General features: G+C 32.9%; 23 protein-coding genes and 1 tRNA gene. 22 read left to right on the forward strand and 2 right to left on the reverse strand.

The features are described 5' to 3' along the window. Positions 1-13 precede the first annotated feature (13 nt). Positions 14-634 carry a ribosome biogenesis GTP-binding protein YihA/YsxC gene (yihA, locus tag BLT46_RS01195; protein ID WP_090404961.1) on the reverse strand — a complete coding sequence of 207 codons (621 nt, stop codon included), beginning with the start codon at positions 632-634 and terminating at the stop codon, positions 14-16. Between the two features lie 2 nt (positions 635-636). Beyond that, positions 637-1404 carry an alpha/beta fold hydrolase gene (locus tag BLT46_RS01200; RefSeq protein WP_090404964.1) on the reverse strand — a complete coding sequence of 256 codons (768 nt, stop codon included), beginning with the start codon at positions 1402-1404 and terminating at the stop codon, positions 637-639. Between the two features lie 349 nt (positions 1405-1753). Here BLT46_RS01200 and mraZ point away from each other — a divergent pair, with 349 nt between their 5' ends. The 22 genes from mraZ (at position 1754) to BLT46_RS01310 (ending at position 25969) form a co-directional block, all read left to right on the forward strand. Further along, positions 1754-2215, forward strand: a complete 462-nt coding sequence (gene mraZ / locus BLT46_RS01205; RefSeq protein WP_090404967.1) for a division/cell wall cluster transcriptional repressor MraZ — start codon at positions 1754-1756, stop codon at positions 2213-2215. Then, complete coding sequence (rsmH, locus tag BLT46_RS01210) at positions 2208-3122, forward strand: 16S rRNA (cytosine(1402)-N(4))-methyltransferase RsmH (protein WP_090404970.1); 915 nt, start codon at positions 2208-2210, stop codon at positions 3120-3122. The genes mraZ and rsmH overlap by 8 nt, the downstream gene beginning before the upstream one ends. A 3-nt stretch (positions 3123-3125) precedes the next feature. Continuing rightward, the gene (locus BLT46_RS01215; protein WP_090404973.1) at positions 3126-3479 is read left to right on the forward strand and encodes an FtsL-like putative cell division protein; all 354 of its coding nucleotides are present in this window, start codon (positions 3126-3128) and stop codon (positions 3477-3479) included. Further along, positions 3470-5473 (forward strand): penicillin-binding protein, encoded by a 2004-nt coding sequence (locus BLT46_RS01220; protein ID WP_090404976.1) that lies wholly within the window; start codon positions 3470-3472, stop codon positions 5471-5473. The genes BLT46_RS01215 and BLT46_RS01220 overlap by 10 nt, the downstream gene beginning before the upstream one ends. Continuing rightward, positions 5470-6924: a UDP-N-acetylmuramoyl-L-alanyl-D-glutamate--2,6-diaminopimelate ligase gene (locus BLT46_RS01225; protein WP_090404979.1), complete on the forward strand. Its 1455-nt coding sequence runs from the start codon at positions 5470-5472 to the stop codon at positions 6922-6924. Before BLT46_RS01220 ends, BLT46_RS01225 begins: the two co-directional genes overlap by 4 nt. A gap of 20 nt (positions 6925-6944) precedes the next feature. Then, positions 6945-8156 carry a phospho-N-acetylmuramoyl-pentapeptide-transferase gene (gene mraY, locus BLT46_RS01230; RefSeq protein ID WP_090404982.1) on the forward strand — a complete coding sequence of 404 codons (1212 nt, stop codon included), beginning with the start codon at positions 6945-6947 and terminating at the stop codon, positions 8154-8156. A gap of 1 nt (position 8157) precedes the next feature. Then, positions 8158-9489: a UDP-N-acetylmuramoyl-L-alanine--D-glutamate ligase gene (gene murD / locus BLT46_RS01235; RefSeq protein ID WP_090404986.1), complete on the forward strand. Its 1332-nt coding sequence runs from the start codon at positions 8158-8160 to the stop codon at positions 9487-9489. A 9-nt stretch (positions 9490-9498) separates the two neighbouring features. Further along, positions 9499-10740 (forward strand): FtsW/RodA/SpoVE family cell cycle protein, encoded by a 1242-nt coding sequence (locus BLT46_RS01240; protein WP_090404989.1) that lies wholly within the window; start codon positions 9499-9501, stop codon positions 10738-10740. A gap of 12 nt (positions 10741-10752) precedes the next feature. Then, on the forward strand, positions 10753-11844 hold the full coding sequence (gene murG / locus BLT46_RS01245; RefSeq protein ID WP_090404991.1) for an undecaprenyldiphospho-muramoylpentapeptide beta-N-acetylglucosaminyltransferase: 1092 nt from the start codon (positions 10753-10755) through the stop codon (positions 11842-11844). Positions 11845-11848: 4 nt separating this feature from the next. Further along, positions 11849-13195, forward strand: coding sequence for a UDP-N-acetylmuramate--L-alanine ligase (gene murC, locus BLT46_RS01250; protein WP_090404994.1), 1347 nt, complete (start codon positions 11849-11851; stop codon positions 13193-13195). A 12-nt stretch (positions 13196-13207) separates the two neighbouring features. Continuing rightward, on the forward strand, positions 13208-13945 hold the full coding sequence (locus BLT46_RS01255) for a cell division protein FtsQ/DivIB (protein ID WP_090404997.1): 738 nt from the start codon (positions 13208-13210) through the stop codon (positions 13943-13945). A gap of 11 nt (positions 13946-13956) precedes the next feature. Next, the gene (gene ftsA, locus BLT46_RS01260; protein WP_090405000.1) at positions 13957-15399 is read left to right on the forward strand and encodes a cell division protein FtsA; all 1443 of its coding nucleotides are present in this window, start codon (positions 13957-13959) and stop codon (positions 15397-15399) included. Positions 15400-15412: 13 nt separating this feature from the next. After that, positions 15413-17506, forward strand: a complete 2094-nt coding sequence (gene ftsZ, locus BLT46_RS01265) for a cell division protein FtsZ (RefSeq protein WP_090405378.1) — start codon at positions 15413-15415, stop codon at positions 17504-17506. A gap of 89 nt (positions 17507-17595) precedes the next feature. Then, positions 17596-18048 (forward strand): GatB/YqeY domain-containing protein, encoded by a 453-nt coding sequence (locus BLT46_RS01270; RefSeq protein WP_090405003.1) that lies wholly within the window; start codon positions 17596-17598, stop codon positions 18046-18048. 10 nt (positions 18049-18058) lie between these two features. After that, positions 18059-18132: transfer RNA gene (locus BLT46_RS01275), tRNA-Arg, on the forward strand. 137 nt (positions 18133-18269) lie between these two features. Further along, positions 18270-18692 (forward strand): CBS domain-containing protein, encoded by a 423-nt coding sequence (locus BLT46_RS01280; protein ID WP_090405006.1) that lies wholly within the window; start codon positions 18270-18272, stop codon positions 18690-18692. A gap of 663 nt (positions 18693-19355) precedes the next feature. Next, positions 19356-19811 (forward strand): GAF domain-containing protein, encoded by a 456-nt coding sequence (locus BLT46_RS01285; RefSeq protein WP_090405009.1) that lies wholly within the window; start codon positions 19356-19358, stop codon positions 19809-19811. Positions 19812-19965: 154 nt separating this feature from the next. Next, complete coding sequence (gene rpsO, locus BLT46_RS01290) at positions 19966-20235, forward strand: 30S ribosomal protein S15 (RefSeq protein ID WP_090405012.1); 270 nt, start codon at positions 19966-19968, stop codon at positions 20233-20235. 169 nt (positions 20236-20404) lie between these two features. Continuing rightward, on the forward strand, positions 20405-22567 hold the full coding sequence (locus BLT46_RS01295; RefSeq protein WP_090405015.1) for a polyribonucleotide nucleotidyltransferase: 2163 nt from the start codon (positions 20405-20407) through the stop codon (positions 22565-22567). A gap of 512 nt (positions 22568-23079) precedes the next feature. After that, entirely contained in the window at positions 23080-24465 is a 1386-nt protein-coding gene (locus tag BLT46_RS01300) for a trimethylamine monooxygenase (protein ID WP_090405018.1), read from the forward strand. A gap of 191 nt (positions 24466-24656) precedes the next feature. Further along, a complete protein-coding gene (locus BLT46_RS01305) occupies positions 24657-25520 on the forward strand; it encodes a sigma-70 family RNA polymerase sigma factor (protein ID WP_090405022.1) in 864 nt (287 codons plus the stop codon). A gap of 140 nt (positions 25521-25660) precedes the next feature. Further along, positions 25661-25969 carry a hypothetical protein gene (locus BLT46_RS01310; protein WP_090405381.1) on the forward strand — a complete coding sequence of 103 codons (309 nt, stop codon included), beginning with the start codon at positions 25661-25663 and terminating at the stop codon, positions 25967-25969. Positions 25970-26007 lie beyond the last annotated feature (38 nt).

Raw genomic sequence — 26007 nt, forward strand, 5'->3', positions numbered from 1 at the left:
TAAGCAGTTTTTTTTATAGAGGTCCTTGATTTTTAAATATATCTTGATTTATTTCATCAATATAATTTAGCACTTCATCTCTACCTGTTTTGTCTTCAGATGAGGTAACGAAGTAAGGAGGCATTTCTGCCCAATTATTAGCTAACATTTGTTTTTGATATTTAGCAACAAGTTGAGGTACCTTTTGTCGACCTACTTTATCCGCTTTAGTGAAGATAATACTGAAAGGAATTTCAGATTCTCCAAGATATTGCATGAATTCTAAGTCGATTTTTTGAGCATCATGTCTAATATCAATTAAAACAAAAGCACTTACAAGTTGTTGTCTTGTTTCAAAATAGTCAGTAATGAATTTTTGAAAAGTAGACTTTGTTTTTTTAGAAACTTTAGCATATCCATATCCAGGTAAATCGACTAAAAACCAATTAGAGTTTATCTTAAAGTGGTTTATTAATTGTGTCTTTCCTGGGCGAGAAGATGTTTTTGCTAAATATTTTTGATTTGTAAGCATATTGATAAGCGAAGATTTACCAACGTTTGATCTACCAATAAAAGCATACTCTGGTATTGGTTCGTTAGGGCACTTCTTAGATTCAGAATTACTTACAACAAATTCAGCAGTGTTTATTTTCATTATTATTTGATATTTCTTTCATTAAACCAAGAGAACAAAAGTTCGTTGAATTGATCTGGATGTTCCATCATTGCGGCGTGCCCACATTTTTCTATCCAGAATAAGCTTGCATCTGGAAGAAGTTCATTAAATTCAATAGCAACTTCAGGAGGAGTTACTTTATCATTTTTTCCCCAGATAAGGCAAGTTGGAATTTGAATGTTAGGTAAGTCTTTAGACATATTGTGTCTAATAGCACTTTTAGCAATTGTAATTGTTTTGATAACTTTCATTCGATCATTAACAGTCGAAAAAACTTCATCAACTAATTCTTTTGTAGCTATAGTAGGGTCATAAAAAACATCTTCTGCTTTTTTCTTAATGTATTCGTAGTTTCCTCTTTTAGGGTAGCTATCTCCCATGGCGCTTTCATATAGTCCAGAGCTTCCTGTTAAAACCATAGCTTTAAGGTATTCAGGATACATTTTCGAAAAATATAACGCAATATGCCCGCCAAGAGAATTTCCAAGCAGGATAACTTTTTCATAGCCTTTTGTATCAATAAAATCTTTTACAAATTTTGCAAAAGCTTTTACGTTTGTTTTCAAAATGCTATTTGTATAAAGAGGTAGTTCTGGTAGAACCACCTTATAACCTTGTTTAGGGAAAAAATTTGTAACACCGTCAAAGTTGCTTAGACCTCCCATTAATCCGTGTAGAATGATAATTGGTGTTCCTTCACCAATTTCAACATAACGGAATTTACCATCTTCTTTTAAAGTTCGCTCCATGTAGTTTCTAAATGCGATTTTTAAATTCCCACAAATATACGCTTTTATAAGTGACAATATTTGTAAATAAAGTAATAATTTATAGGGAGATATGCATTTTACTTGATTTAACTATTTTAAACATAAAATTTGTGAAGAACTTTTGGTGCTGAAAAAGTGTTGAATTACTCTTAAAAAGATATGTAAAACGATTTGTAAGTTGGTAATTAAGGGCTAATTGTCAATCGATTATCATTGGAATCTCAATAAATACAATACATACGAAAAACTTATCAACAAAGTGGGTAAAAGTGGTAAATTGTGGTAAAAAAATGACTACATTTGCTAAGATTACAATTATAAGTATGCTTTGACGTCAATAATAGGGACATATGAATGCAAAATAGACACTAAGGGAAGAGTGTTGGTTCCTGCTTCTTTAAAGAAGCAGCTGCCTGCTATTGCCGATGGTTTTGTGTTAAAAAGATCTGTTTTTGAAACCTGTTTAGAGCTTTGGCCTATGCAAGAATGGAATGTTATGATGGGTAAACTAAAAAAGCTAAATCCATTTGACAAGAAAAACGATAAATTTATTCGTCGTTTCATGGCAGGGGTTAAAAATGTAGAAATTGATGATGCGGGACGTTTATTAATAGCAAAAGATTTAATAGAATTTGCTGGGATAAACAAAGAATTGGTTTTCTCGTCGAAGATAGGAATAATTGAAATTTGGGATAAAAAGTTATATGAAGCTAGTTTGATTGACGAAGATGATGATGATTTTGGGGAATTAGCACAGGATGTAATGAGTAATATTAGTTTTGATGAGTAAAGAAGAAGAATACGGATATCACAGACCAGTTTTATTGGCTGAAAGTATAGATGGTTTAATAGTTGATCCGAATGGGATTTATGTAGATGTGACTTTTGGAGGAGGAGGTCATTCGAGAGAGATTATGAAGCGCTTGGGACCTGATGGAAAACTTTTTGCTTTTGATCAAGATGAAGATGCATTGGAGAATGCAATTGATGACCCGAGATTTACATTGATTAATCAAAATTTTAGACATCTTAAAAGATATTTAAGATTTTATGGTGTTAAAGAGGTTGATGGAGTATTAGGAGATTTAGGTGTTTCGTCTCATCAATTTGATGTTGCAGAAAGAGGATTTTCTACAAGATTTGATGCAGAATTAGATATGCGTATGAATCAGTCGGGGGAATTGTCTGCTTACCATGTTGTAAATGATTACGATGAAGCAAGCTTAAGACAAATGTTCTTTATGTACGGTGAATTGAAAAATGCAGGTTCAATTGCAAATACAATTGTAAACGCAAGACAAGATAATCCAATAAAAAATACAGATGAACTAAAAGTTGTTTTAGCAAGGTTTTTACCAGTTCACAGAAGTGCTAAAATATTAGCACAAATATATCAAGCGATTCGAATTGAGGTGAATCAAGAAATGGATGTTTTAAAGGAAATGTTAGAACAAAGTTTGGAAATTTTAAAACCAGGAGGACGCTTGAGTATTATTTCATACCATTCATTAGAAGATCGTTTAGTAAAACGTTTTATGAAAAATGGAATGTTTGAAGGAGAACCTGAAAAGGATTTTTATGGAAGATTTGAAGTTCCTATGAAACAATTAGGGAAATTAATAATTCCGACAGATGAAGAAATCGCGATTAATAATAGAGCGCGTTCTGCTAAACTTAGAATTGCTGAAAAGAAATAAGAAATGAAAATAACAAGTCCAAAAGATATAATCAAAGCTAAGATCCTTGTAAATGAAGGTTCTGCTAAGACTTGGGCTTTTATTATTTATGTTATTGTTCTGAGTTTATTATTAATAGGGAATACGCAATCTTATGAGTCAAAAGTTTTTAAGATAGCAAAGCTTACACACGATGTGAAAATGTTGCGTGCAGAATTTGTTGATACACGATCAGAATTGATGGAGTTGAAGATGGAGTCAACAATCACAAAGAATTTGGAAGAGGATGGGATTTTTCCATCAGAAACGCCTCCAATGAAAATTAAGGTTTCAATTGAAAAAGGAAAAGAAAGTTTTTGGAGTAAGCTATGGCAGTAAAAGGTAAAAATATTTATACTAATATTTATCTTGTTTCTGTATTTGTATTACTTATGGCAGGAGGAATTGTCTATCGCTTAGTTCAGATTCAAGGCATTGAAGGAAAAGAATTAAGAGCGAAAGCACAAGATAAAACAAGAATTAAAGAGGTAGATATCCCTGCAAATAGAGGGAATGTTTATTCTTCAGATGGAAGTTTGCTTGCAACTTCTGTTCCGGTCTTTGAAATTCGTTTTGATGCTGTAGCACCAGCAGAAAAAGATTTTTATGATAATGTAAAGCCATTGTCAGATTCTTTATCTGTAATGTTTAAGAAGCCTTCGAGCTATTATGAAAACATGCTTAGAAAGGCGCGTAAAAACAGAAGTAGATATGTTTTTATAGCCAAAGGATTGAGCTATACACAGTATGTAAGAGTGAAGGACTTTCCTCTTTTAAGAAGAGGACCTTATAAAGGAGGCTTTATCTCATTACAAAAAACAGTGAGACAACATCCAATAGGGAAGATTGCGCAACGTACAATTGGGTATGAACGTAAGTTCGAAGATAATACTTATAGTAGGGTTGGAATAGAAGGAGCATTTACATATTATTTGAGTGGAGTTGATGGTAGACGAAAGATGCAGAGTTTGGGTAAAGATCAATGGAAGCCAATTAATGATGAAAATGAGATCGAGCCAATAGACGGACAAGATATAGTATCGACGATAGATGTGTATATACAAGATATTGCACATCATGCATTGTTAAAACAATTGGAGTATTACAGTGCAGATCACGGTTGTGTTGTAGTAATGGAAGTGAAGACAGGAGCAATTAGAGCTATTTCTAATTTAGGCCGTTCTGAAAGTGGAGATTATTACGAGACAGTAAATTATGCTGTAGGAGAAAAGCACGAACCTGGTTCTACTTTTAAGTTAGCATCATTATTGGCATTATTAGAAAAAGGGAAGTCGGACACTGCACGTATTTATGATACTTATGATGGTGTTGTGAGATTTTATAATGCCAGAGTAAGAGATTCTAAATGGGGTGGATATGGAAAAATATCTTTAGCAAGGGGAATTGAAGTGTCTTCAAATACAGTAATTACACAAGCTGTAAATGAAGGATTTAAAAATAAGCCAAGTGAGTTTACTGATTATATTAGTTCTATTTGGATGGATAGAGCCTTAGATATATCAATAAAAGGAGGGGGAGTGCCTTATGTTCCTAAACCAGGAGTTAAGGGATGGAGTGGATTAGCCTTACCGTGGATGGCATTTGGTTATGGGTTGTCTATTACTCCATTGCATACATTGACATTATATAATGCTGTAGCAAATAATGGAGAGATGGTTAGACCTCAATTTGTTTCTGAAGTAAAAGAGTTTAATAAAACGGTAGTCCAATTTGATAAGGAGGTGTTAAATCCACAAATTGCTTCTCCCGAGGTAATTAAACAAGTACAGAATGTTTTAGCTAACGTTGTTGTGAAAGGTACAGGACGAAAATTGAGTTCTCCTAACTTTTCAATGGCGGGTAAAACAGGTACAGCACAGGTTAATTATGGAAAAGGAAAAGGGAAGGATATGTATTATTCATCTTCTTTTGCGGGCTATTTTCCAGTAGACGATCCTAAGTATTCGTGTATTGTGGTTATTCATAAACCAGATAGAACTAAGAGTTATTATGGAGCAGATGTTTCTGGACCGGTATTTAAAAGAATTGCTCAAAAGATTTATACGGATGTGCCTACTACAAAGCAATTGAAAAATATTGATGCAGTACCAAATGTGATTGATGCTACATATGAGGATTATTATACACAAATTAATGATCCTAATGGAGTAATGCCAAATGTTCAGGGAATGTATGTTATGGATGCTGTTCCTTTATTAGAGAATTTAGGATTAGAAGTGATTGTAAAGGGAATTGGAAAGGTGAAAAAGCAATCAATAATTGCTGGAGAGAAAATAAATAAAAAACAAAAAGTAGTATTAGAACTATCGTGAAGAATTTAAAAGAGTTACTATATAAAGCAGAATTAAAACTTGTATCTGGGTCAACAGATCTTGGGATAGAAACAGTTGAATTTGATTCACGTAAGGTGAAAAAGAACTGTTTGTTTGTTGCTGTTTCTGGTTCTGTAGTTGATGGACACGAGTTTATTGAACAAGCAATTTCACAAGGGGCTAAGGCTATTGTTTGTGAAATAATGCCAGAAGTGAAACAAGAAGATGTTACTTATATAGTTGTAGCAGATAGTAATAAAGCTTTAGCAGTAATTGCGAGCAATTTATACGATAATCCTTCTGCAAAAATAAAGTTAGTTGGTGTTACTGGTACTAATGGAAAAACAACGATAGCTACATTATTATATAACTTATTTAGGAATTTAGGTTATGAAGCAGGGTTGTTGTCAACTGTTGTTATCAAAGTTGGAGGAGTAGCGTATGAAGCTACACATACGACACCAGATTCATTAACTATTAATAAGTATTTAAATGAGATGGTTAAGGCAGGATGTGATTATTGTTTCATGGAAGTTAGTTCACATGGAATAGTTCAAATGCGAACATTCGGTCTTGATTTTGATGGAGGGATTTTTACAAACCTGACACATGATCATTTAGATTATCATAAAACATTTGCAGAATATAGAAATGCGAAACAAGCTTTTTTTGACCAATTGTCGAAAAAGGCTTTTGCAATTACAAATGTTGATGATAAAAATGGGTTAGTAATGACTCAGAATTCAAAAGCAAAGTTGAAAACATATGCTCTAAAAACAGTTGCTGATTATAAAGGACTGATTTTAGAAAGTCAGTTTTCAGGGATGTTGATGAAAGTAAATCAACGAGAAATATGGGTACAATTGATAGGAGCGTTTAATGCATATAACCTATTAGCTGTTTATGCAGCTGCTGTAGAATTAGGTATTTCTGAAGACGATGCTTTACTTGAAGTAAGTAAATTACATAGTGTAGCAGGTAGATTTCAGTTTATAGTTTCTTCTAAAAAAGTAACAGCAATTGTAGATTATGCTCATACGCCAGATGCGTTGAAAAATGTAATTGAAACAATTAATTCTATCCGAACTTTCAATGAAAAGTTAATTACAGTTGTCGGTTGTGGTGGAAATAGAGATAAAACAAAGCGTCCTGAAATGGCGCAAATAGCATCTGAAATGAGTAACAAAGTGATATTCACTTCAGATAATCCTCGTTTTGAAGATCCTTATATGATTTTAGAGGATATGGAAAAAGGGGTAGAGCCACAAAATGCAATGAAGACGATTGTTGTTGAGGATAGAAAACAAGCAATAAAGCTTGCTTGTCAACAAGCTGAACCTGGAGATATAATTTTAATTGCAGGTAAAGGACATGAGTCTTATCAAGAGATTAAAGGTGTGAGAAGTCATTTTGATGACTTAGAGACGGTAACTGATTTTTTAGAACAATAGATTAGAAGAAGTATTAGGTTATGTTATATTATTTATTTCAGTATTTAGAAGAGTTTTTTAAGATTCCTGGAACAGGAGTGTTTCAGTATATTACCTTCCGTTCAGGAATGGCGTTGATTATATCTTTACTGATCTCTATTATATACGGAAAGAAGATTATCAGGTTTTTACATAATATGCAAGTTGGAGAAACTGTGCGTGAATTAGGACTTGAAGGACAGAAAGAAAAAGCTGGTACACCAACAATGGGGGGTGTTATCATTATTATAGCGACACTTATTCCTGTATTATTATTTGCTAAGTTAGATAATATCTATGTGTTGTTGTTGATATTAACAACTATATGGATGGGAGTAATTGGATTTTTAGATGATTACATTAAGGTTTTCAAAAAAGATAAAGAAGGGTTAAAAGGAAGGTTTAAAGTTATAGGTCAGGTAGGATTAGGCCTAATTGTTGGTGCTGTACTTTATTTTAGCCCGAGTGTTACAGTACGTGAAATGCCTGCAAACAGGACATTAGTGGAAACAGTTGTTAGTAAGTATGATGTTAAATCTACAGCAACGACAATTCCTTTTTTAAAGGATAACGAATTTGATTATAGCATATTGCTTTCGTGGTTAGGTGACGGATATGAAAAATATGCTTGGTTAATTTTTATACCAATTGTAATTTTCATTGTTACGGCTGTTTCAAACGGAGCAAACTTAACAGATGGTATTGACGGTTTGGCCGCAGGTACTTCTGCAATCTCAACATTAGTATTGGGAATTTTTGCATTTATATCTGGTAACGTTGTATTGTCAACATATCTAAATGTAATGTACATTCCTAACTCCGGAGAGATGACTGTGTTTATTTCCGCTTTTGTTGGTGCCCTCATAGGTTTCTTGTGGTATAATACGTATCCAGCACAAGTATTTATGGGAGACACAGGAAGTTTAACTATTGGTGGAATTATTGCTGTAATGGCTATTGCTGTTAGAAAAGAATTATTGATTCCTGTACTATGTGGTGTTTTCTTAGCAGAGAACTTATCAGTTGTTTTACAGGTGTCATATTTTAAATATACAAAGAAGAAATATGGTGAGGGACGTAGGATTTTCTTAATGTCACCACTACATCACCATTTTCAAAAGAAAGGGTATCACGAAAGTAAAATAGTTACTCGTTTTTGGATTATAGCAATCCTTCTTGGGGTATTCTGTGTAGTATCTTTAAAACTTAGATAGTATGAAAGTAGTTGTTTTAGGAGCAGGAGAAAGCGGCGTTGGTACAGCTATATTAGCCTTGAGTAAAGGGTATGAAGTATTTGTATCAGATTTCGGAAAAATAGCTGATAAGTATAAACAGTTATTAGAAGAGAATAAGATTCAATGGGAAGAAGGAAAGCATAGTGAAGATATTATTTTAAATAGTAATATAGTAGTTAAGAGTCCTGGAATTCCTGATAAAGTAGCTATTATTCAAAAAATAAAGCAAGCAGATATTGAGATTGTTTCTGAGATTGAGTTTGCTTATGCTTTTAATCCAGAGTTATCGGTTGCAATTACAGGTAGTAACGGAAAAACAACAACAACAATGCTGACTTACCATTTATTAAGTAATGGAGGAGTAAATGTTGGTCTTGCAGGAAATATAGGAGACAGTTATGCTAAACAAGTAGCTGTTGACCCAAATAAATGCTATGTGTTAGAACTGAGTAGCTTCCAATTAGATGGAATTAAGCAATTCAGACCACATATAGCAGTGATTACGAATATTAGTCCTGATCACTTAGATCGATATGATTATAAATATGAAAATTACATCGACGCTAAGTTTAGGATTACAATGAATCAAACCACCGATGATTATTTGATTTATGATTATGACGATATAGAGATTCAACGCTGGTTATCAAATCATAAGACAGCTGCTAAAAAAGTGCCATTTTCTATTACAAAAAAATTAGAATATGGAGCTTATTTAGAGGGGCAAAATATTATTGTAGCTATGGATAAGGAAACTATTGTATTGCCTATTAACGAGCTTGGTATTGAAGGGAAGCACAACGTAAAGAATGCTATGGCTGCTACAACTGTTGCACAGTTGAAACGCATAAGAAAGCAAAGTATTCGTGAAAGTTTGTCGGATTTTCAAGGGGTAGAACATAGATTGGAAAAAGTCCAAAAGATTGATAATGTTCAATACATCAATGACTCAAAGGCAACAAATATTAATGCAACTTTCTTTGCTCTTGAAAGCATGAAAACTCCAACAGTTTGGATAGTAGGAGGTGTAGATAAGGGGAATGATTATGATGAGCTTATGCCATTAGTAAGAGAGAAAGTAAAAAGCATTGTTTGTTTAGGTGTAGATAATGAAAAGATCAGAACGGCTTATGCAAATGTAGTAGATGCATTTGTTGAAGTACAAAGTATGAATGATGCTGTGAAAATGGCACAAAGTTTTTCAGAAAGTGGCGATACAGTGTTGTTATCACCAGCTTGTGCAAGTTTTGATTTATTCGCTAACTACGAAGATAGAGGAAGACAATTTAAAGAAGAAGTTAATAATTTATAGAGAAGTAAAATGAAAAAGTTTCTCCCAACATTATATGGAGATAGATACATTTGGACAATATTATTACTATTGGCCTTATTCTCGTTTGTGCCTGTATATAGTGCAAGTACGAACTTAGTGTATACCATTGGTACAGGGAAATCAACTTTTTCATATTTATTAAAACACTTTACTTTTCTAAGTATTGGTTTTGGAGTAATGTGGTTTATACATACTCGCGATTATAGATATTTTAGGGCAGTATCAATTTTTGGTATGCCAATTATTATAATTCTTTTACTCGTTACATTATTAAAGGGTCAAACAATTAATGGAGCTAATGCCAGTAGATGGTTAAACCTTGGTTTTGTACAGTTTCAGCCTTCGGCTTTAGCAGCAATTATATTGATTATGTATGTTGCTCAGTATTTAGTGAGTTTAAAGGATAAAGTTGTGGAGTTTTGGCCATCGGTGTTAGAGTTGTGGGTTCCTGTAATGATTGTTGTAGGGCTCATTTTACCAGCCAATTTTTCAACTGCCGGATTAATATTTTTTATGGCTGCTTTACTGGTGTTTGTAGGGCCTTATCCAAAGAAGTATTTAGGAGTTATTTTATTAGCTGGTATATTAATGTTGGGATTATTTGTTTTAGCAGCTAAAGCATTTCCAGGTGCAATGCCTAATAGGGTAGATACGTGGATTAGCCGTATTGATAGATTTGCAGGACCAGATGATGGAACAAAAGATTTATATCAAGTTGATAATGCAAAAATAGCTATTGCATCAGGAGGCTTACTTGGAGTTGGTCCAGGAAAGAGTATTCAGAAGAACTTCTTACCACAGTCTTCTTCCGATTTTATCTATGCAATTATAGTTGAAGAATTAGGATTGGTAGCAGGACTTACGATATTAGGATTATACCTATGGTTGTTTTATAGATTTTTAATAGCATCTCATAAAGCTCCTACAATGTTTGGTAAATTATTAGTTATTGGTCTTGGTTTTTATATCATCTTTCAAGCCTTAATTAATATGGGAGTAGCAGTGTCTTTTTTACCTACTACAGGTCAAACTTTACCTTTGATAAGTAGTGGTGGAACTTCTTCAATCATGTTGTGTTTTGCTTTTGGAATTATCTTAAGTGTAACTAAGAAAGAGCAAGAAGTAAAGGCACAGGAGGAAGAGAGAAAAGAAAGAGATAAAGCTATTCAAAAGGAGTTAGAGCGATTAGATATTGAGCGCCAAGAATTAGAAAAAAGAGAATTAATATAATTAGATATTACAATGAAAAAAGCACCGAGAGTCATATTGAGTGGTGGTGGAACAGGAGGACATATTTATCCTGCTTTAGCTATCGCAAATGAGATTAAGGCGAGACATGCAGATGCGGAAATATTATTTGTTGGTGCAAAGGGTAAAATGGAAATGCAGAAGGTTCCTCAAGCAGGATATCAGATTGAAGGTCTTTGGATTTCTGGAATACAACGTAAGTTAACTTTAGACAATCTTGCTTTTCCTTTTAAATTACTGAGTAGTATTTGGAAGTCTAAAAAGATTATAAAGGAATTTAAACCAGATGTTGTTATTGGAACAGGTGGTTTCGCAAGTGGAGCAGTCGTAAAGGTTGCTGCTGATAAAGGAATACCTACTGTAGTACAAGAGCAAAACTCTTATCCAGGAATAACTAATAAATTATTAGGGAAAAAAGCAAAGGCAATATGTGTAGCTTATGATAAGTTAGAACGTTTTTTTCCAAGTGATAAGATCTTTAAAACAGGAAATCCTGTTCGAATGGATTTAATTGATGTTAATGCAAAACGTGAAGAAGGTATTTCTTTTTTAGATTTAGATAACAATAAGAAGACACTATTAGTTCTAGGTGGAAGTTTAGGTGCAAGAAGAATAAATCAACTGATAGAGAAAAATCTTGATTTTTTTAAACAGAATAATATTCAAGTTATTTGGCAGTGTGGTAAATTATACTTTGAAGAGTATAAAAAATATGAAGGGGAAAGTGTTCAAGTAAAAGCGTTTATTGATAGAATGGATTTAGCATATGCTTCAGCTGATTTTGTTATTTCAAGAGCAGGAGCATCATCAATATCAGAACTTGCTTTAATTGGAAAGCCAGTAATATTTATTCCTTCTCCTAATGTAGCAGAAGACCATCAGACAAAGAATGCGAATAGCATTGTGGAGAAAGATGGAGCTATAATGATAAAGGAAAGTGAGCTTGATGATAAGTTCTCTCAAGTTTTTAGCAACTTAATTGTTGATGAAGAATACCAAAGAGTATTGGGTAATAATTTTAAAAAATTAGCCTTGCCGAATGCAACTAAAGATATAGTAGACCGAATAGAGTCTTTAATGAAATAAGATTATGGAAATAAGTAAGATAAAGAGCGTTTTTTTTATTGGTATAGGAGGTATTGGAATGAGTGCCTTGGCTCGTTATTTTAAATTTTTAGGAAAGAATGTTGCAGGATATGATCGTACACCAACTCAGTTAACTGATGAGTTGGAAGAAGCTGGAATTGACATTCATTTTGAAGACAATGTTGAATTATTAGAAGAAGAGTATAAAGACAAGGAGGGCACGTTAGTTGTTATAACACCTGCGATTCCTTCAAGTCATAAGCAGTGGGCTTATTTTAAAAATAATGGATTTGATATTCGTAAACGTGCAGAGGTATTAGGGTTGATAACAAAAGACACTTATTGCTTTGCGGTAGCTGGTACACACGGAAAAACGACGACAACAAGTATTTTGGGACACTTGTTGTTTCAAGCAAACATTGATGTAACAGCATTTGTGGGAGGAGTAGTAGAAAATTACCAAACGAATTTAATTGGTAGCGGTACAACAGTTACTGTTGTCGAAGCAGATGAGTTTGATAGATCTTTCTTAAAGTTATATCCGAACACTGCATGTATTACATCGACAGAGGCAGACCATTTAGATATTTTTGGAACAGCAGATGAGATGCTTACTGCATTTCATGATTTCGCGGATAAAGTTGAAGATAAAACAAGAGTTTTTACTGCTGATGGTGTAAGTTTAGAAGGAGTAAGGGTTGGTTTTGCAGAGGATGCTAAATTTAGAGTAGCAAATATTAAAATTGTTGATGGATGGTATGTATTTGATATTATTACACCAACAGAACAAATAAAAGATGTACGTTTTGGATTACCAGGACATCATAATTTATCAAATGCATTAGTTGCTTTTGCTATGGCATATACTTATGGAGTTGATAAAGATTTATTGGTAAAAGGACTTGAAAGTTTTCAAGGGGTTAGACGTAGATTCTCGTATAAATTGCGTTCAGGGAAATTGATTTATATAGATGATTACGCACATCATCCAACAGAGATTTTAGCCGTTAGTCAAGCAGTGCACGAATTATACGGAGACAAAAAGATAGTGGCAGTATTTCAACCACATTTATTCTCAAGAACAAGAGATTTTATGGGGGAGTTTGCTAAAGCGTTATCAACATTTGATAATATTGTTTTATTAGATATTTATCCTGCAAGAGAGGAACCTATTGAAGGAATTACATCTGCTGCATTATTAGAAGATATTACTTCAAGTAATAAGGAATTAGTGGCTAAAGAATCATTAATTAATTATTTGAAAGGAGTAGAAGCAGATGTTATTTTAACTATTGGAGCTGGAGATATTGGTGAGATGGTTAGTGAAATAAAGAGAGAATTAGAAAATTAAGATTAGTTTATAGTGAAAAAATGGGTAAAAAATATTAAATGGTCAGATATTCGCATATTGTTATTGTGTTTAGTCTTATTATTTATATATTCATTCACGAATAAACGCAATGATTCTCGTGTGATTACAGACATTGAGGTTTTATTTAAGGGAGGAGAAGAACATTTTGTTACAGCTGAAGAAGTTCGCGATTTGGTTAAAAATAATTTTCCAAAAATTTCCGAGATAAATAGAACTGTTTTAGATTTGAATAATCTGGAAAAAGGTGTGTTAAATAATGACCTAATCAAGGATGCTGACGTATATTTAACAGTAGACGGAAGGTTGTTTGTTGATGTTTGGCAAAAGAAGGCAATAGGTAGAATTATTGAAGATTCTAAAAACTATTACTTAGATGAATACGGACAGAGAATGCCTTTGTCAATTCATTATTCGGATCGGGTTCCTATGGTGCAAGGAAAAGTAAACCAGAGTAATGAAAAAGACCTTAAAGAAATGTTGGAATTGATAAATGAAGACGAATTTTTAAGAAAAGATATTACAGGGATTATTGTAGAGTCAGATAGGTCACTTAAGTTGATGAGTCGAACAAATAATTTCGATATTCAATTTGGGGGATTTGACGAGAAAGAAAAAAAATTGAAGAATTATAAAGCTTTTGTGCAGTATATGGTAAATGAAAATATTGAACAAAATAAGTACAAAGTAGTAAACCTGAAGTTTACCCAGCAAGTGATATGCACTAAATAGTAAAAAGGAGTATGGAAAAAGAAAATATAGCTGTAGGTTTAGACATTGGAACAACTAAGATTGTTGCAATGATTGGTAAAAAGAATGAATATGGCAAACTTGAGATTTTAGGTTTAGGTAAAGCTAAAAGTCTTGGTGTAAAACGTGGGGTTGTAAATAATATTTTACAAACTATTCAATCTATTTTACACGCAGTTGCTGATGCGGAAGCAGCAGCAGGTTATAAAATTAAGAATGTTGTTGTTGGTATCGCAGGACAACATATTAGAAGTATACAACATAGTGACTACATCAGTAGAGAAAATCCTGATGAAGTTATCGGTGACAAAGATATTGAACAGTTAATTAACCAAGTTCAAAAATTAAGTATGTTACCTGGAGAGGAAATAATACATGTTTTACCACAAGAATTTAAAATTGATGGTGAGCCAGGTATTAAGGAGCCAATAGGAATGTATGGAAGTCGTTTAGAAGCAACATTTCATGTTGTTGTAGGACAAGCGGCATTGATTAAAAATGCAGGTAGATGTATTAAAGATGCAGGTTTAGAATTAAGTGGTATCACTTTAGAACCATTAGCATCTGCAGAAGCTGTATTAAGTCAAGAAGAAAAAGAAGCTGGTGTTGCATTAATTGATATAGGTGGTGGTACAACTGACCTTGCAATTTTTAAAGATGGTATCATTCGTCATACAGCTGTAGTTCCATTTGGAGGAAATGTTATTACAGAAGATATAAAAGAAGGGTGTGCTATTATTGAACGTCAAGCTGAGATTTTAAAAGTAAGATTTGGTTCTGCTTGGCCAGGTGAAAATAAAGACAATGAAATTGTTTCTATTCCTGGATTAAGAGGTAAAGAACCAAAAGAAATCTCTTTAAAGAATTTATCGAAAATTATTCACGCACGTGTAGAAGAAATAATTCAATTGGTATTTTCTGAGATTAAAAGTTATGGATATGAAAATCCACAAAAGAAATTAATTGCTGGTATTGTTTTAACAGGTGGAGGATCTGAATTAAAACACATCAAGCAATTAGTTGAGTATATAACAGGAATAGATACTCGTATTGGATATCCAAACGAACATTTAGCAGGAGATTCAAATCCTGAGATATCAAGTCCGTTGTATGCTACTGCTGTTGGTTTAGTGATGGAGAGTAACCGCAATCAGATTAAGGGAGCAATTTCTTTAGTTGAAGAGCAAGAAGAGGTTAAAAAAGAAGAAGTGAAACAAGAGGTTGTAGAGCCGATTGTTGTGAAGCCAGTGGCAAGCAATAGAGAACAAACAGAAACAGTTCAGTATAATGAACCAGAAAGAGTTTCTGAAGAATCAAAAGAACCAAGAGAAATAAGAGATGAGTCTTTAAATAGTCCGATTGCGGAGAAATTTGAAAGCAGTTTCTTTGGTAATTTTTTTAGAAAGATTAAAGAGTTTATTGAAAAGCAAGAATAAAAGCGCTACGTATATGGAGAATACAGATTTTGGAGGAATAAAGTTTGATTTACCAAAAAACCAATCAAACGTTATTAAAGTAATTGGTGTTGGAGGTGGTGGAAGTAACGCCATTAACCACATGTTTAAGCAAGGTATTAAGGGTGTAGATTTTATAGTTTGTAATACTGACTCACAAGCTTTAGAAAATAGTACAGTGCCTAATAAAATTCAATTAGGTGTTAACTTGACTGAAGGACTTGGGGCTGGAGCTAATCCAGAAGTAGGACAGCAATCTGCTCTTGAAAGTATAGAAGAAATTGAAAAGATGCTTGATGTAAATACTAAAATGGTATTTATTACAGCAGGTATGGGGGGAGGTACCGGAACAGGTGCAGCTCCAGTAATTGCTCAATTGTCAAAAGAGAGAGATATTCTTACTGTTGGAATTGTAACAATTCCTTTTCAGTTTGAAGGGAAAGTAAGACAAGAACAAGCCTTAAAAGGTGTTGAACGATTACGTAAGCAAGTAGATTCATTAGTTGTTATCAATAATAATAAATTACGTGAAGTATATGGAAACTTAGGTTTCAAGGCTGGTTTCTCCAAAGCCGATGAAGTCTTATCTACAGCTGCGCGTGGTATTGCTGAAGTTATTACACATCACTATACACAGAATATTGACTTAAAAGATGCTAAGACAGTATTGTCTGATAGTGGTACTGCAATAATGGGATCAGCAACTGCTTCAGGTGAAACAAGAGCAAAAGATGCTATTGTAGATGCTTTAGATTCTCCATTATTGAATGATAATAAAATTACTGGAGCTAAAAACGTATTATTATTAATCGTTTCTGGTTCAAATGAGATTACTATTGATGAAATTGGAGAAATTAATGACCACATCCAAACTGAAGCTGGTCATAATGCTAATATCATTATGGGAGTTGGTGAAGATGATACATTAGGAGAAGCTATTTCTGTTACGATTATTGCTACAGGTTTCAATATTGAACAACAAAAGAATATTGTTACTACATCTGAACCAAAGATGATTATTCATACTTTAGATGATGAGCAAAAAGCAGTAAGAAATTTATCTTCAGCAGCACCATTAAGTTCTTTTAGTTTTTCTACACCAAATGAGCCTTTATCAGCTTTAAGTAGTACTGATATAGCTAATACTTTTGGTCAAACAGAAGAAGTAGAAGAGCCTAAAGAAGAAAAAATCACTATCTATAATTTAGAAGATGATTTTGATGAAGATGATAATGACGATGATTATTTAGATGGTGGTGATGATCCTGAAGATGGAGATCCAGTTTTACCAACAGGTGAAAATGATTTTACTATAATTGATAGAACAAATGAAGCTTCAAATTTAGATGTGTTTTTTGAAAATGTAACACCTAAAGAAGAGGTTAAAAAGAATATTAATTTATCAGTAGAGCAAGTATCTAATAAAACTAAGGATATTCGCGACATTAAAGTTGTGGATCCTGAGTTTGTTATAGTAGCACCCAAAGCAGAACCTTTAACTGTTGTTAATACAACTCAAAAGAGAGTGATAGAGCCAATAAGTTTGTCTGTAGAAGAAAAACACACACAACCTTTTGCAACACATTTATCTGCAAATGAAGTAACAGTAGAAAATTCTTTTGCTCCAAAAGAAGAGGTTATTCGTTTTACTTTAGAAGATTATACTGAAAAAGAAAGTGAGTTATCTGCTGCTAAACCTGTAAATAAACATCAAGAAGATATTGCAGAAGAATTTAAATTTTCTGTAAAGTCAGAAGTAAAAGCTGAACCAATTGTAAACGAAACAGAAATTGTTTTAGATGAAGAATTGGATGAAGTAAACCCAATGGAAATGAGTATTGAAGAGTTTACTTTAAGAAGTCGTGCTGCTGAAAGAAGAAAAAAGATGAAAGACTTTAATTATAAGTTTAATAACACAAATAATCAGTTAACTGAATTAGAGCGTGAACCAGCTTATAAAAGAAGTGGAGTAGATTTGAAAGATACTGATGATGTAACTGGAAAATCAAGAGTTAGCTTCGGTGTTGATAGTAATAACGATGCTAAATTAAGATCGAATAATTCTTTTTTACATGATAATGTAGACTAATATTAGGATAGACCTTATATATAGAGCCCGAAAAAGTTATTCTTTTTTCGGGCTTTTTTATATATTTGCACTTAAATAAAATATTTGATATGAGTTTACAATCTAAGATTATGGATGCAATGAAAAGTGCAATGAAAGCTAAGGATACTGTAGCTTTAGAGGCACTTAGAGCAATTAAGTCTGAGTTATTATTAGCCCAAACTCAATCAGGGGCACAAACTGAGCTAACTGAAGAAGAAGAAATAAAAATTTTACAGAAATTAGTTAAGCAACGAAAGGATAGTGCAAACATATTTTCAGAGCAAGGTCGTATGGATTTGGTAGAGCCAGAGTTAGCACAAGTAGCTGTTATTGAGCAATTTTTACCAGAGCAAATGTCAGAAGAAGATGTGAAGAAAGTTATTAATGACATTATTTCTGCTGGAGGTTTTAGTGGAATGGCTTCAATGGGACAAGTTATGGGACTTGCATCAAAAGAGTTAGCTGGTAAGGCAGATGGAAAAACAATTTCAACTATAGTGAAGTCATTATTGACAAACTAAATTATATAGTGTCCGTGTAGTTCAACTGGATAGAATATCAGATTTCGGCTCTGAGGGTTGGGGGTTCGAAACCTCCCACGGACGCAAAATGTATATAAATTGAAAAGCGAAGTATTTACTTCGCTTTTTTTATTTTAAGCAAATATCACAAAGTATGATAAAAATCATATTTTATTAACTAATTGCGAAGTAGTTTTGGGCTATTCTAAAAAGGTGCTGATATGAAACAGAGAGTTCCAGTTTCGAGTATTATGGCTTCTGATATAGTTAAGCTGAATATTACAGATTCGCTTACTTATGCAGAAGGATTGTTTAAAAAACATAAAATCCGCCACTTACCTGTTGTTTCTGGAAACAAGCTTGTAGGGATTTTAAGCTATACTGATTTACTGAAAATAAGTTTAGCAGAAACAGTGGGTGAGAATGATGAAATAATTGATATGACTGTTTATAATATGTTTACTATTGAACAAGTAATGGTTAAGGATGTTATTACGATACAAGCTGATGAGAACGTCAGAGAAGCGGCAGAAATATTAGTTGATAAAGATTTTAGATCCTTACCTGTAATGGAGGGTGATATGTTAGTAGGAATTTTAACTACAACAGATTTAATTAAGTATTTGCTTAAGCAATATGTCTAATAAAAAAAATTGCTATAAAAATAAATAGATTTTGTAGTTTGTGAGTTTGGCTACAAAATTGCATATTGTTGTTTGAAAAAAGCACTAATGTATTGGCATTAGTGCTTTTTTGTTTTTAAGAGGCATACTAAGTTCTCTTTATAATACTGAATCAGGTAAAAATCTTAAGGATTAAGTATATAACTCTCTTGTTTCTAAGAAGCAAAATAAGTAAAGATTTAAAATGTAATACATTGGATTGTTCTAGCAACAAAGAACATATGAAAGTGTAGTTTTAAACGTACCATGTTCGAGACATCTCCCACTCAAGTACCACACACTTTCGAAAAAAAGCCTTTTTTCCGAAAGTGTGTGGTACAAATGTGGTACTTGTGTGAAACAAGTTGCAAAGAAGCTTATAATAACAAGGCTTTAATACCGTTTTAAAGACTACCGAAATACATTTTTGTAAAGTACTAATTACTTTAGAACGGACTGAGATAAAGTGTTTTTTTTTAGATTAACTAAGATTTTGTTTAGTTCTCAACTTTTGTTGTTAATCCAGTAGGTGTCCTTTTTTAGTGGGCATAAAACAGAATTAGATAAAAAATACTTTTGTTAAAAAAACTTTACTAATCTTGTTTTTCTATATTTTTAGAATTCATAAGTAATTTTAATTGTAGTATGGATTATAAAGTATTATTAGAACAAGCAAAAAGTATTTTAAAAGAAAGTGGGAAAGATAAGGAACAGAAGTTATTAGGAGTTTGTCAATTGTTATTTGATTCTATACCTTATTACGATTGGGTGGGGTTTTATTTTGCCGATCATGATAGAAGAGTATTAGAGTTAGGTCCTTATGTAGGGGACGAAACAGATCACGTTATAATACCTTTTGGAAAAGGAATTTGTGGACAAGTGGCTAATAGTAACGAAACTTTTTTAGTAGATGATGTTACAGCACAAGATAATTATATAGCTTGTAGTATAACTGTGAAATCAGAAATTGTTGTGCCTTTATTTGTAAAAGGGGTAAATATTGGTCAAATTGATATAGATTCTCATACTAAAGCAGCTTTTACAGCTGAAGACCAAGAGTTTTTAGAAAACCTGAATTTAGAAGTGGCTAATATATTTTAATTTGATTTATAAAATAGTACTTGTGGAGTAATAAAAAATCTTTTAAAAAAAATCTTTACATAGTGCTTTAAATTAAAAAATAAAATTACCTTTGCAATCGAAATATAGATCGTCTATAGTTCATGCATAAAAATCATTTAAAAAGAATATTGGCATGTATTTATCAAAAGAAAAAAAAGCTGAAATCTTCGCTAAACACGGAGGACAAGCTGCTAACACGGGATCAGCTGAAGGACAAATCGCTTTGTTTACTTTCAGAATTTCTCACTTAACTGAACACTTAAAAAGAAATCGTAAAGATTATAATACTGAGCGTTCATTAGTTCTTTTAGTAGGTAAAAGAAGAAGACTTCTTGACTACTTAAAGAAAACTGAGATCAACAGATATCGTGAGATTATTAAAGAATTGAATATTAGAAAATAATCAATAGTGAAGAGGTGCCCTTGTGCGCCTCTTTTTCTTTTTAGCCTTTTGGCAAAAAAAGACTGGTTTTTCATTGGGTTTCATACAACTACACAACAACACACAACACAACACACAATTATTAATGTCTCTCTTCGGAGAGACAGAAACCCTAAAGTATTAAATTATTATGATTCCTAAGGTAACCAAAGAAATTATCGATCTTGGAGATGGAAGAAGTATTTCTATCGAAACAGGAAAATTAGCGAAACAAGCGGATGGATCTGTAGTTGTTCGTATGGGAGACTGTATGCTTTTAGCTACAGCAGTTTCTGCACGTACTTCTAATCCAGGAGTTGATTTTCTACCATTAACTGTAGATTACAGAGAAAAATTTGCTGCTGCTGGACGTTTTCCAGGAGGTTTTTTCAAACGTGAAGCTCGTCCAAGTGATCAAGAAATCTTAACTATGCGTCTTGTAGACCGTGTGTTAAGACCATTGTTCCCTGATGATTATCACGCTGAAACACAAGTTATGATTCAGATGATGTCTCATGACGAAAATGTTATGCCTGATGCATTAGCTGGTTTAGCTGCTTCTGCTGCATTAGCTGTGTCAGACATTCCATTTTACAATTACATTTCAGAAGTAAGAGTTGCGCGTATTGACGGACAATTTATTATCAACCCAAGTAGAACTCAATTAGAAGAGTCTGACATCGATATGATGATTGGTGCTTCTAAAGATTCTGTAGCTATGGTTGAAGGTGAGATGAAAGAAATTTCTGAAGCTGAAATGGTAGAGGCTATTAAATTTGCACATGAGGCTATCAAATTGCAAATTGAAGCTCAAGAAAAAATGCGTGCTGCATTAAATTTAGAGTATAGAGAATATGAAGGAGAAGAGGAAGATGAAAACATCCAGTCTGCTGTTCATAATGCTGCTTACGATAAATTATATGAAATTGCATCTCATGCAAGTGCTAAACACGAAAGAAGTGAAAAATTTGCTGAAGTAAAAGAAGAGGTTTTAGCTTTATTTTCTGAAGAAGAAAGAGAAGAAAAAGCTGATTTAATTAGTAAATACTTCAACAAAACTCAAAAAGAGGCTGTTCGTAATTTAATTTTGGATCAAGGTATACGTTTAGATGGTCGTAAGACTACTGAAATTAGACCTATTTGGTGTGAAGTTGATTACTTACCATCAGCACATGGTTCTTCAATCTTTACTCGTGGTGAAACACAAGCTTTGGCAACTGTAACATTAGGTACTTCAAGAGAAGCTAACGTTATTGATTTGCCAAGTGAACAAGGAGAAGAGAAATTCTACTTACACTATAACTTCCCTCCATTCTCAACAGGAGAAGCTAAACCTTTAAGAGGTGTTTCTCGTCGTGAAGTTGGACACGGAAATTTAGCACAACGTGCATTGAAAACTATGATTCCTGCTGATTGTCCTTATACAATTCGTTTGGTTTCTGAAGTTTTAGAATCAAATGGTTCTTCTTCAATGGCAACTGTGTGTGCTGGTACATTAGCTTTAATGGATGCTGGTATTCAAATTGAAAAACCAGTTTCAGGTATTGCAATGGGATTAATTTCTGATAGCAAAACTGGACGTTGGGCTGTATTGTCTGATATTTTAGGTGATGAGGATCACTTAGGAGATATGGACTTTAAAGTTACAGGTACTAAAGATGGTATCACTGCTTGTCAGATGGATATCAAAATCGAAGGATTAGCTTATGATATTATGGTTCAAGCTTTAAAACAAGCTCGCGATGGTCGTATGCATATCCTTGGAAAATTAACTGATACAATTGCTACTCCAAATGAAACAGTTAAACCTAAAGCTCCAAAAATTGTTACTGTTAGTATTCCTAAAGAATTTATTGGTGCAATGATCGGACCTGGAGGTAAAAACATTCAAGCTTTACAAGCTGAAACTGGTACTACAATCGTTATTAATGAAGAAGGAGACTTCGGAATTATCGAAGTATTAGGAACAAGCCAAGAAGGTATGGATAAAGCATTGGCTTCTATTAGTAATACTACATTTGCTCCAGTTGAGAATGAAGTATATACTGTAAAAGTTGTGAAAATGTTAGACTTTGGTGCTGTTGTAGAATTTGTACCAGGTAAAGAAACTTTATTACACGTATCAGAATTAGATTGGAAGCGTGTTGAAAATGTTTCTGATGTATTGAAAATGGGTGATGAGTTAGAGGTTAAATATTTAGGTATTGATCCAAAAACTAAAAAAGCTAAAGTTTCAAGAAAAGCTTTAATGCCTCGTCCACCTCGTGCAGAGAAAAAAGACGAAACTCCAAATAAAGATAATCAAGCGAAATAATTCATATTTCACTTTATCATAAAAAGTAGGGTACCTTGATAAAAGGTACCCTTTTTTTGTTTTAGATGTATTTTTATGGTTTCTGTAGTTTTATAGGTTGTCAGTTGGCTTATTAATGTTAATTACAGTTTGTGATTTTTTAATTACTAATACTGAGCAGTTTTTAATAAAATATCTACATAGTGTAAAATTGAAAAAATCCGCTATATTTTTTTAATTGGTTAATATTTAATATATTAGCTATGTTACTAAAGGTAGCGAATACTTTTTTAAAAGGTATTTATGCTTGTTTAAGCACCTTTTTTGCTACCTATCTCAAATTGGATTATTATATAGATCCACCTAATAAGGGCTAAGACGTTATCCCTTTCTGTTTTAACATCCATAGTTTTTGGATGTCCTATTTAGGATGCTATTTCTGTTAGTATTCTATCTCGGCTGAGTAATCAGTAACAATCTAATTTATTAATTTCTTCGTTTATTGAAAACGAGGACAAACTTATTATGTATTTATGTCAAATTTTAAAGTAGGAATTATTGGTGCTGGTCCGAGTGGATTAGCTATGTTAAGAGCTTTTGAATCAGAACAAAAAAAAGGCAATCCCATACCAGAGATTAAATGTTATGAAAAACAAGATAACTGGGGGGGAATGTGGAACTATACTTGGAGAACAGGTGTAGGAAAATATGGTGAACCTTTGCACGGGAGTATGTATAAATACTTGTGGTCAAACGGACCAAAAGAGTGTTTAGAGTTTGCCGATTATACTTTTATGGATCATTTCAAGACGCCAATTTCTTCTTACCCTCCAAGAGAGGTTTTGTTTGACTATATAGAAGGAAGAATTAAACAGAGTAAAGCGCGTGATTTTATTAAGTTTAATACTGTGGCAAGATGGGTTGATTATTTAGAGGATAAAAAGCAGTTCAGAGTTGTTTTTGATGATTTAGTTAAAAATGAAACTTTTGAAGAGTTTTTTGATTATTTAGTTGTTGGTACAGGGCATTTCTCTACGCCAAATATGCCATATTTTAAAGGTATTGATAATTTCCCTGGAACAGTAATGCATGCGCACGATTTTAGAGGTGCAGATCAATTTATAGATAAAGATGTATTGTTAATAGGAAGTAGTTATTCTGCTGAGGATATTGGTGTACAATGTTTTAAACATGGTAGTAAATCGGTAACGATTGCTTATCGTACCAATGCTATTGGTGCTAAGTGGCCAAAAGGTATAGAAGAGAGGTCTTTGGTAACACATTTTGAAGATAATGTAGCTTATTTTAAAGATGGTTCATCTAAGGCTTTTGATGCGGTTATTTTATGTACAGGTTATCAACATAAATTCCCTTTCTTACCTGATGAATTACGATTAAAAACAAAGAATAGTTTGTATCCTGATAATTTATATAAAGGAGTTGTTTTCAATGAAAATGAAAGATTGTTATTCTTAGGGATGCAAGATCAATATTATACATTTAATATGTTTGATGCCCAAGCTTGGTTTGCCCGTGACTATATGTTAGGTAGAATAGCATTGCCAGTAAAAGAGAAACGTGATGAAGATATTAATAAATGGTTGAAAGCTGTAAAAGCTGCGAGTACGGGACCTGAACATGTTGATTTTCAAACAGCATATATTAAAGAATTAATTGATTTAACTGATTATCCTACATTCGATTTAGATAAAGTAGCAGAGATGTTTAAAAGCTGGATGAATGACAAAGAGGTTAATATTTTACATTACCGTGATAAAGTTTATACTTCGGTTATGACAGGTGTAACAGCTGAAGAACATCATACGCCTTGGATGAAAGAGTTGGATGATAGTTTAGAAAGATACTTAGATGAAGTAGAAGTAGATGAGGAAGAGTTAAGTAAAACAAATAATTATTAAACTTTTATACTGTAATATAGTATAGTTATTGTAACAAAAAGCTCCAGTTTAGAGTATCTAAATTGGAGCTTTTTTCTTAATTGAGTGTTAAATGTAGGAAAAGAATAAAACTTTTGTAACCTTTTGTAATGTTTGTACGTATAACAAATGTGACACAAGGATATTAATCGGAAAATAAGGATAGAAATAATATGAGACAACTTAAAATTACCAAGCAGGTAACAAATCGTGAGACGGCATCTCTTGATAAATACTTGCAAGAAATTGGTAAAGTGGATTTGATTACTGCTGATGAGGAAGTAGAATTAGCACAGCGAATTAAAGCTGGTGACCAAAGAGCTCTTGAAAAATTAACGAAAGCGAATTTACGTTTCGTTGTATCTGTTGCAAAACAGTATCAAAATCAAGGATTAACACTTCCTGATTTGATTAATGAAGGAAACTTAGGATTAATCAAAGCTGCACAACGTTTCGATGAAACGAGAGGTTTTAAGTTCATTTCATATGCTGTATGGTGGATTCGTCAATCAATTTTATCAGCTCTTGCTGAACAATCAAGAATTGTACGTCTTCCATTGAACAAGATTGGTTCTATTAATAAAATTAATAAGATGTACGCTTTATTAGAGCAATCTAACGAACGTCCACCTTCTGCAGAGGAAATTGCAGTAGAATTAGATATGACTGTAAATGACGTTAAAGAGAGTATGAAAAACTCGGGACGTCACTTGTCAATGGATGCACCATTAGTTGAAGGTGAAGATTCTAACTTATATGACGTATTGCGTTCAGGTGAATCTCCAAATCCGGATAGAGAGTTGATTCACGAATCTTTGAGAACAGAGATTGAAAGAGCATTAGATACATTGACTCCACGTGAGGCAGATGTTGTTCGTTTATATTTTGGATTAGGAGATCAACATCCAATGACATTAGAAGAAATCGGAGAAACTTTTGATTTAACAAGAGAGCGTGTTCGTCAAATTAAAGAGAAAGCAATTCGCAGATTAAAACATACATCAAGAAGTAAAATCTTGAAAACATATTTAGGATAAGAAATTATTAAAAGCGTTACTAACAAGTAACGCTTTTTTTTATGCTTTGTTTCTATTCTTTAGGTATGTATATTTGTGATGTGAAACAGTTTTTATTTATAATCATAACATTAGTTGTCTTTCGTCCAATAGTTCCTTTAATGAACTATTTAGTGGACTATGATTATATTGCTACTGTTTTGTGTATAAATAAAGATAAGCCTGAAATGCAGTGTAACGGAAAATGTTATTTAATGCAGGAAATGGCTAAGGTAGCAGAAGAGCAAAAAGAAAAAGACACAAAGAAGCTGTGTTCAATAGCTTTTTCTTTATTGTTTTTTGATACAAATGAAACTCAACAAGACTCTAAAGTTGATTTTACTTCAAATTGTTTAGCTATAGATGGATATAAGAATCTATATGCTGGACTTTTTTCTAATGGCGTACTTCGTCCTCCCCTCTACGTTTAATATTATTTTATCGGACTAATTTCATTGCTAAAACTTTA

The organism is Myroides phaeus, assembly GCF_900099675.1.
GTDB classification, from domain to species: Bacteria; Bacteroidota; Bacteroidia; order Flavobacteriales; family Flavobacteriaceae; genus Flavobacterium; species Flavobacterium phaeum.

What these genes read in the sequence shown, in the direction of transcription:
- yihA (WP_090404961.1), bottom strand. Translation starts at nt 634, where the DNA reads ATGAAAATAAACACTGCTGAATTTGTTGTAAGTAATTCTGAATCTAAG.
- BLT46_RS01200 (WP_090404964.1), bottom strand. Translation starts at nt 1,404, where the DNA reads ATGGAGCGAACTTTAAAAGAAGATGGTAAATTCCGTTATGTTGAAATT.
- rsmH (WP_090404970.1), top strand. Translation starts at nt 2,208, where the DNA reads ATGAGTAAAGAAGAAGAATACGGATATCACAGACCAGTTTTATTGGCT.
- BLT46_RS01215 (WP_090404973.1), top strand. Translation starts at nt 3,126, where the DNA reads ATGAAAATAACAAGTCCAAAAGATATAATCAAAGCTAAGATCCTTGTA.
- BLT46_RS01220 (WP_090404976.1), top strand. Translation starts at nt 3,470, where the DNA reads ATGGCAGTAAAAGGTAAAAATATTTATACTAATATTTATCTTGTTTCT.
- mraY (WP_090404982.1), top strand. Translation starts at nt 6,945, where the DNA reads ATGTTATATTATTTATTTCAGTATTTAGAAGAGTTTTTTAAGATTCCT.
- murD (WP_090404986.1), top strand. Translation starts at nt 8,158, where the DNA reads ATGAAAGTAGTTGTTTTAGGAGCAGGAGAAAGCGGCGTTGGTACAGCT.
- BLT46_RS01240 (WP_090404989.1), top strand. Translation starts at nt 9,499, where the DNA reads ATGAAAAAGTTTCTCCCAACATTATATGGAGATAGATACATTTGGACA.
- murG (WP_090404991.1), top strand. Translation starts at nt 10,753, where the DNA reads ATGAAAAAAGCACCGAGAGTCATATTGAGTGGTGGTGGAACAGGAGGA.
- murC (WP_090404994.1), top strand. Translation starts at nt 11,849, where the DNA reads ATGGAAATAAGTAAGATAAAGAGCGTTTTTTTTATTGGTATAGGAGGT.
- ftsA (WP_090405000.1), top strand. Translation starts at nt 13,957, where the DNA reads ATGGAAAAAGAAAATATAGCTGTAGGTTTAGACATTGGAACAACTAAG.
- ftsZ (WP_090405378.1), top strand. Translation starts at nt 15,413, where the DNA reads ATGGAGAATACAGATTTTGGAGGAATAAAGTTTGATTTACCAAAAAAC.
- BLT46_RS01270 (WP_090405003.1), top strand. Translation starts at nt 17,596, where the DNA reads ATGAGTTTACAATCTAAGATTATGGATGCAATGAAAAGTGCAATGAAA.
- BLT46_RS01280 (WP_090405006.1), top strand. Translation starts at nt 18,270, where the DNA reads ATGAAACAGAGAGTTCCAGTTTCGAGTATTATGGCTTCTGATATAGTT.
- BLT46_RS01285 (WP_090405009.1), top strand. Translation starts at nt 19,356, where the DNA reads ATGGATTATAAAGTATTATTAGAACAAGCAAAAAGTATTTTAAAAGAA.
- rpsO (WP_090405012.1), top strand. Translation starts at nt 19,966, where the DNA reads ATGTATTTATCAAAAGAAAAAAAAGCTGAAATCTTCGCTAAACACGGA.
- BLT46_RS01295 (WP_090405015.1), top strand. Translation starts at nt 20,405, where the DNA reads ATGATTCCTAAGGTAACCAAAGAAATTATCGATCTTGGAGATGGAAGA.
- BLT46_RS01300 (WP_090405018.1), top strand. Translation starts at nt 23,080, where the DNA reads ATGTCAAATTTTAAAGTAGGAATTATTGGTGCTGGTCCGAGTGGATTA.
- BLT46_RS01305 (WP_090405022.1), top strand. Translation starts at nt 24,657, where the DNA reads ATGAGACAACTTAAAATTACCAAGCAGGTAACAAATCGTGAGACGGCA.
- BLT46_RS01310 (WP_090405381.1), top strand. Translation starts at nt 25,661, where the DNA reads ATGAACTATTTAGTGGACTATGATTATATTGCTACTGTTTTGTGTATA.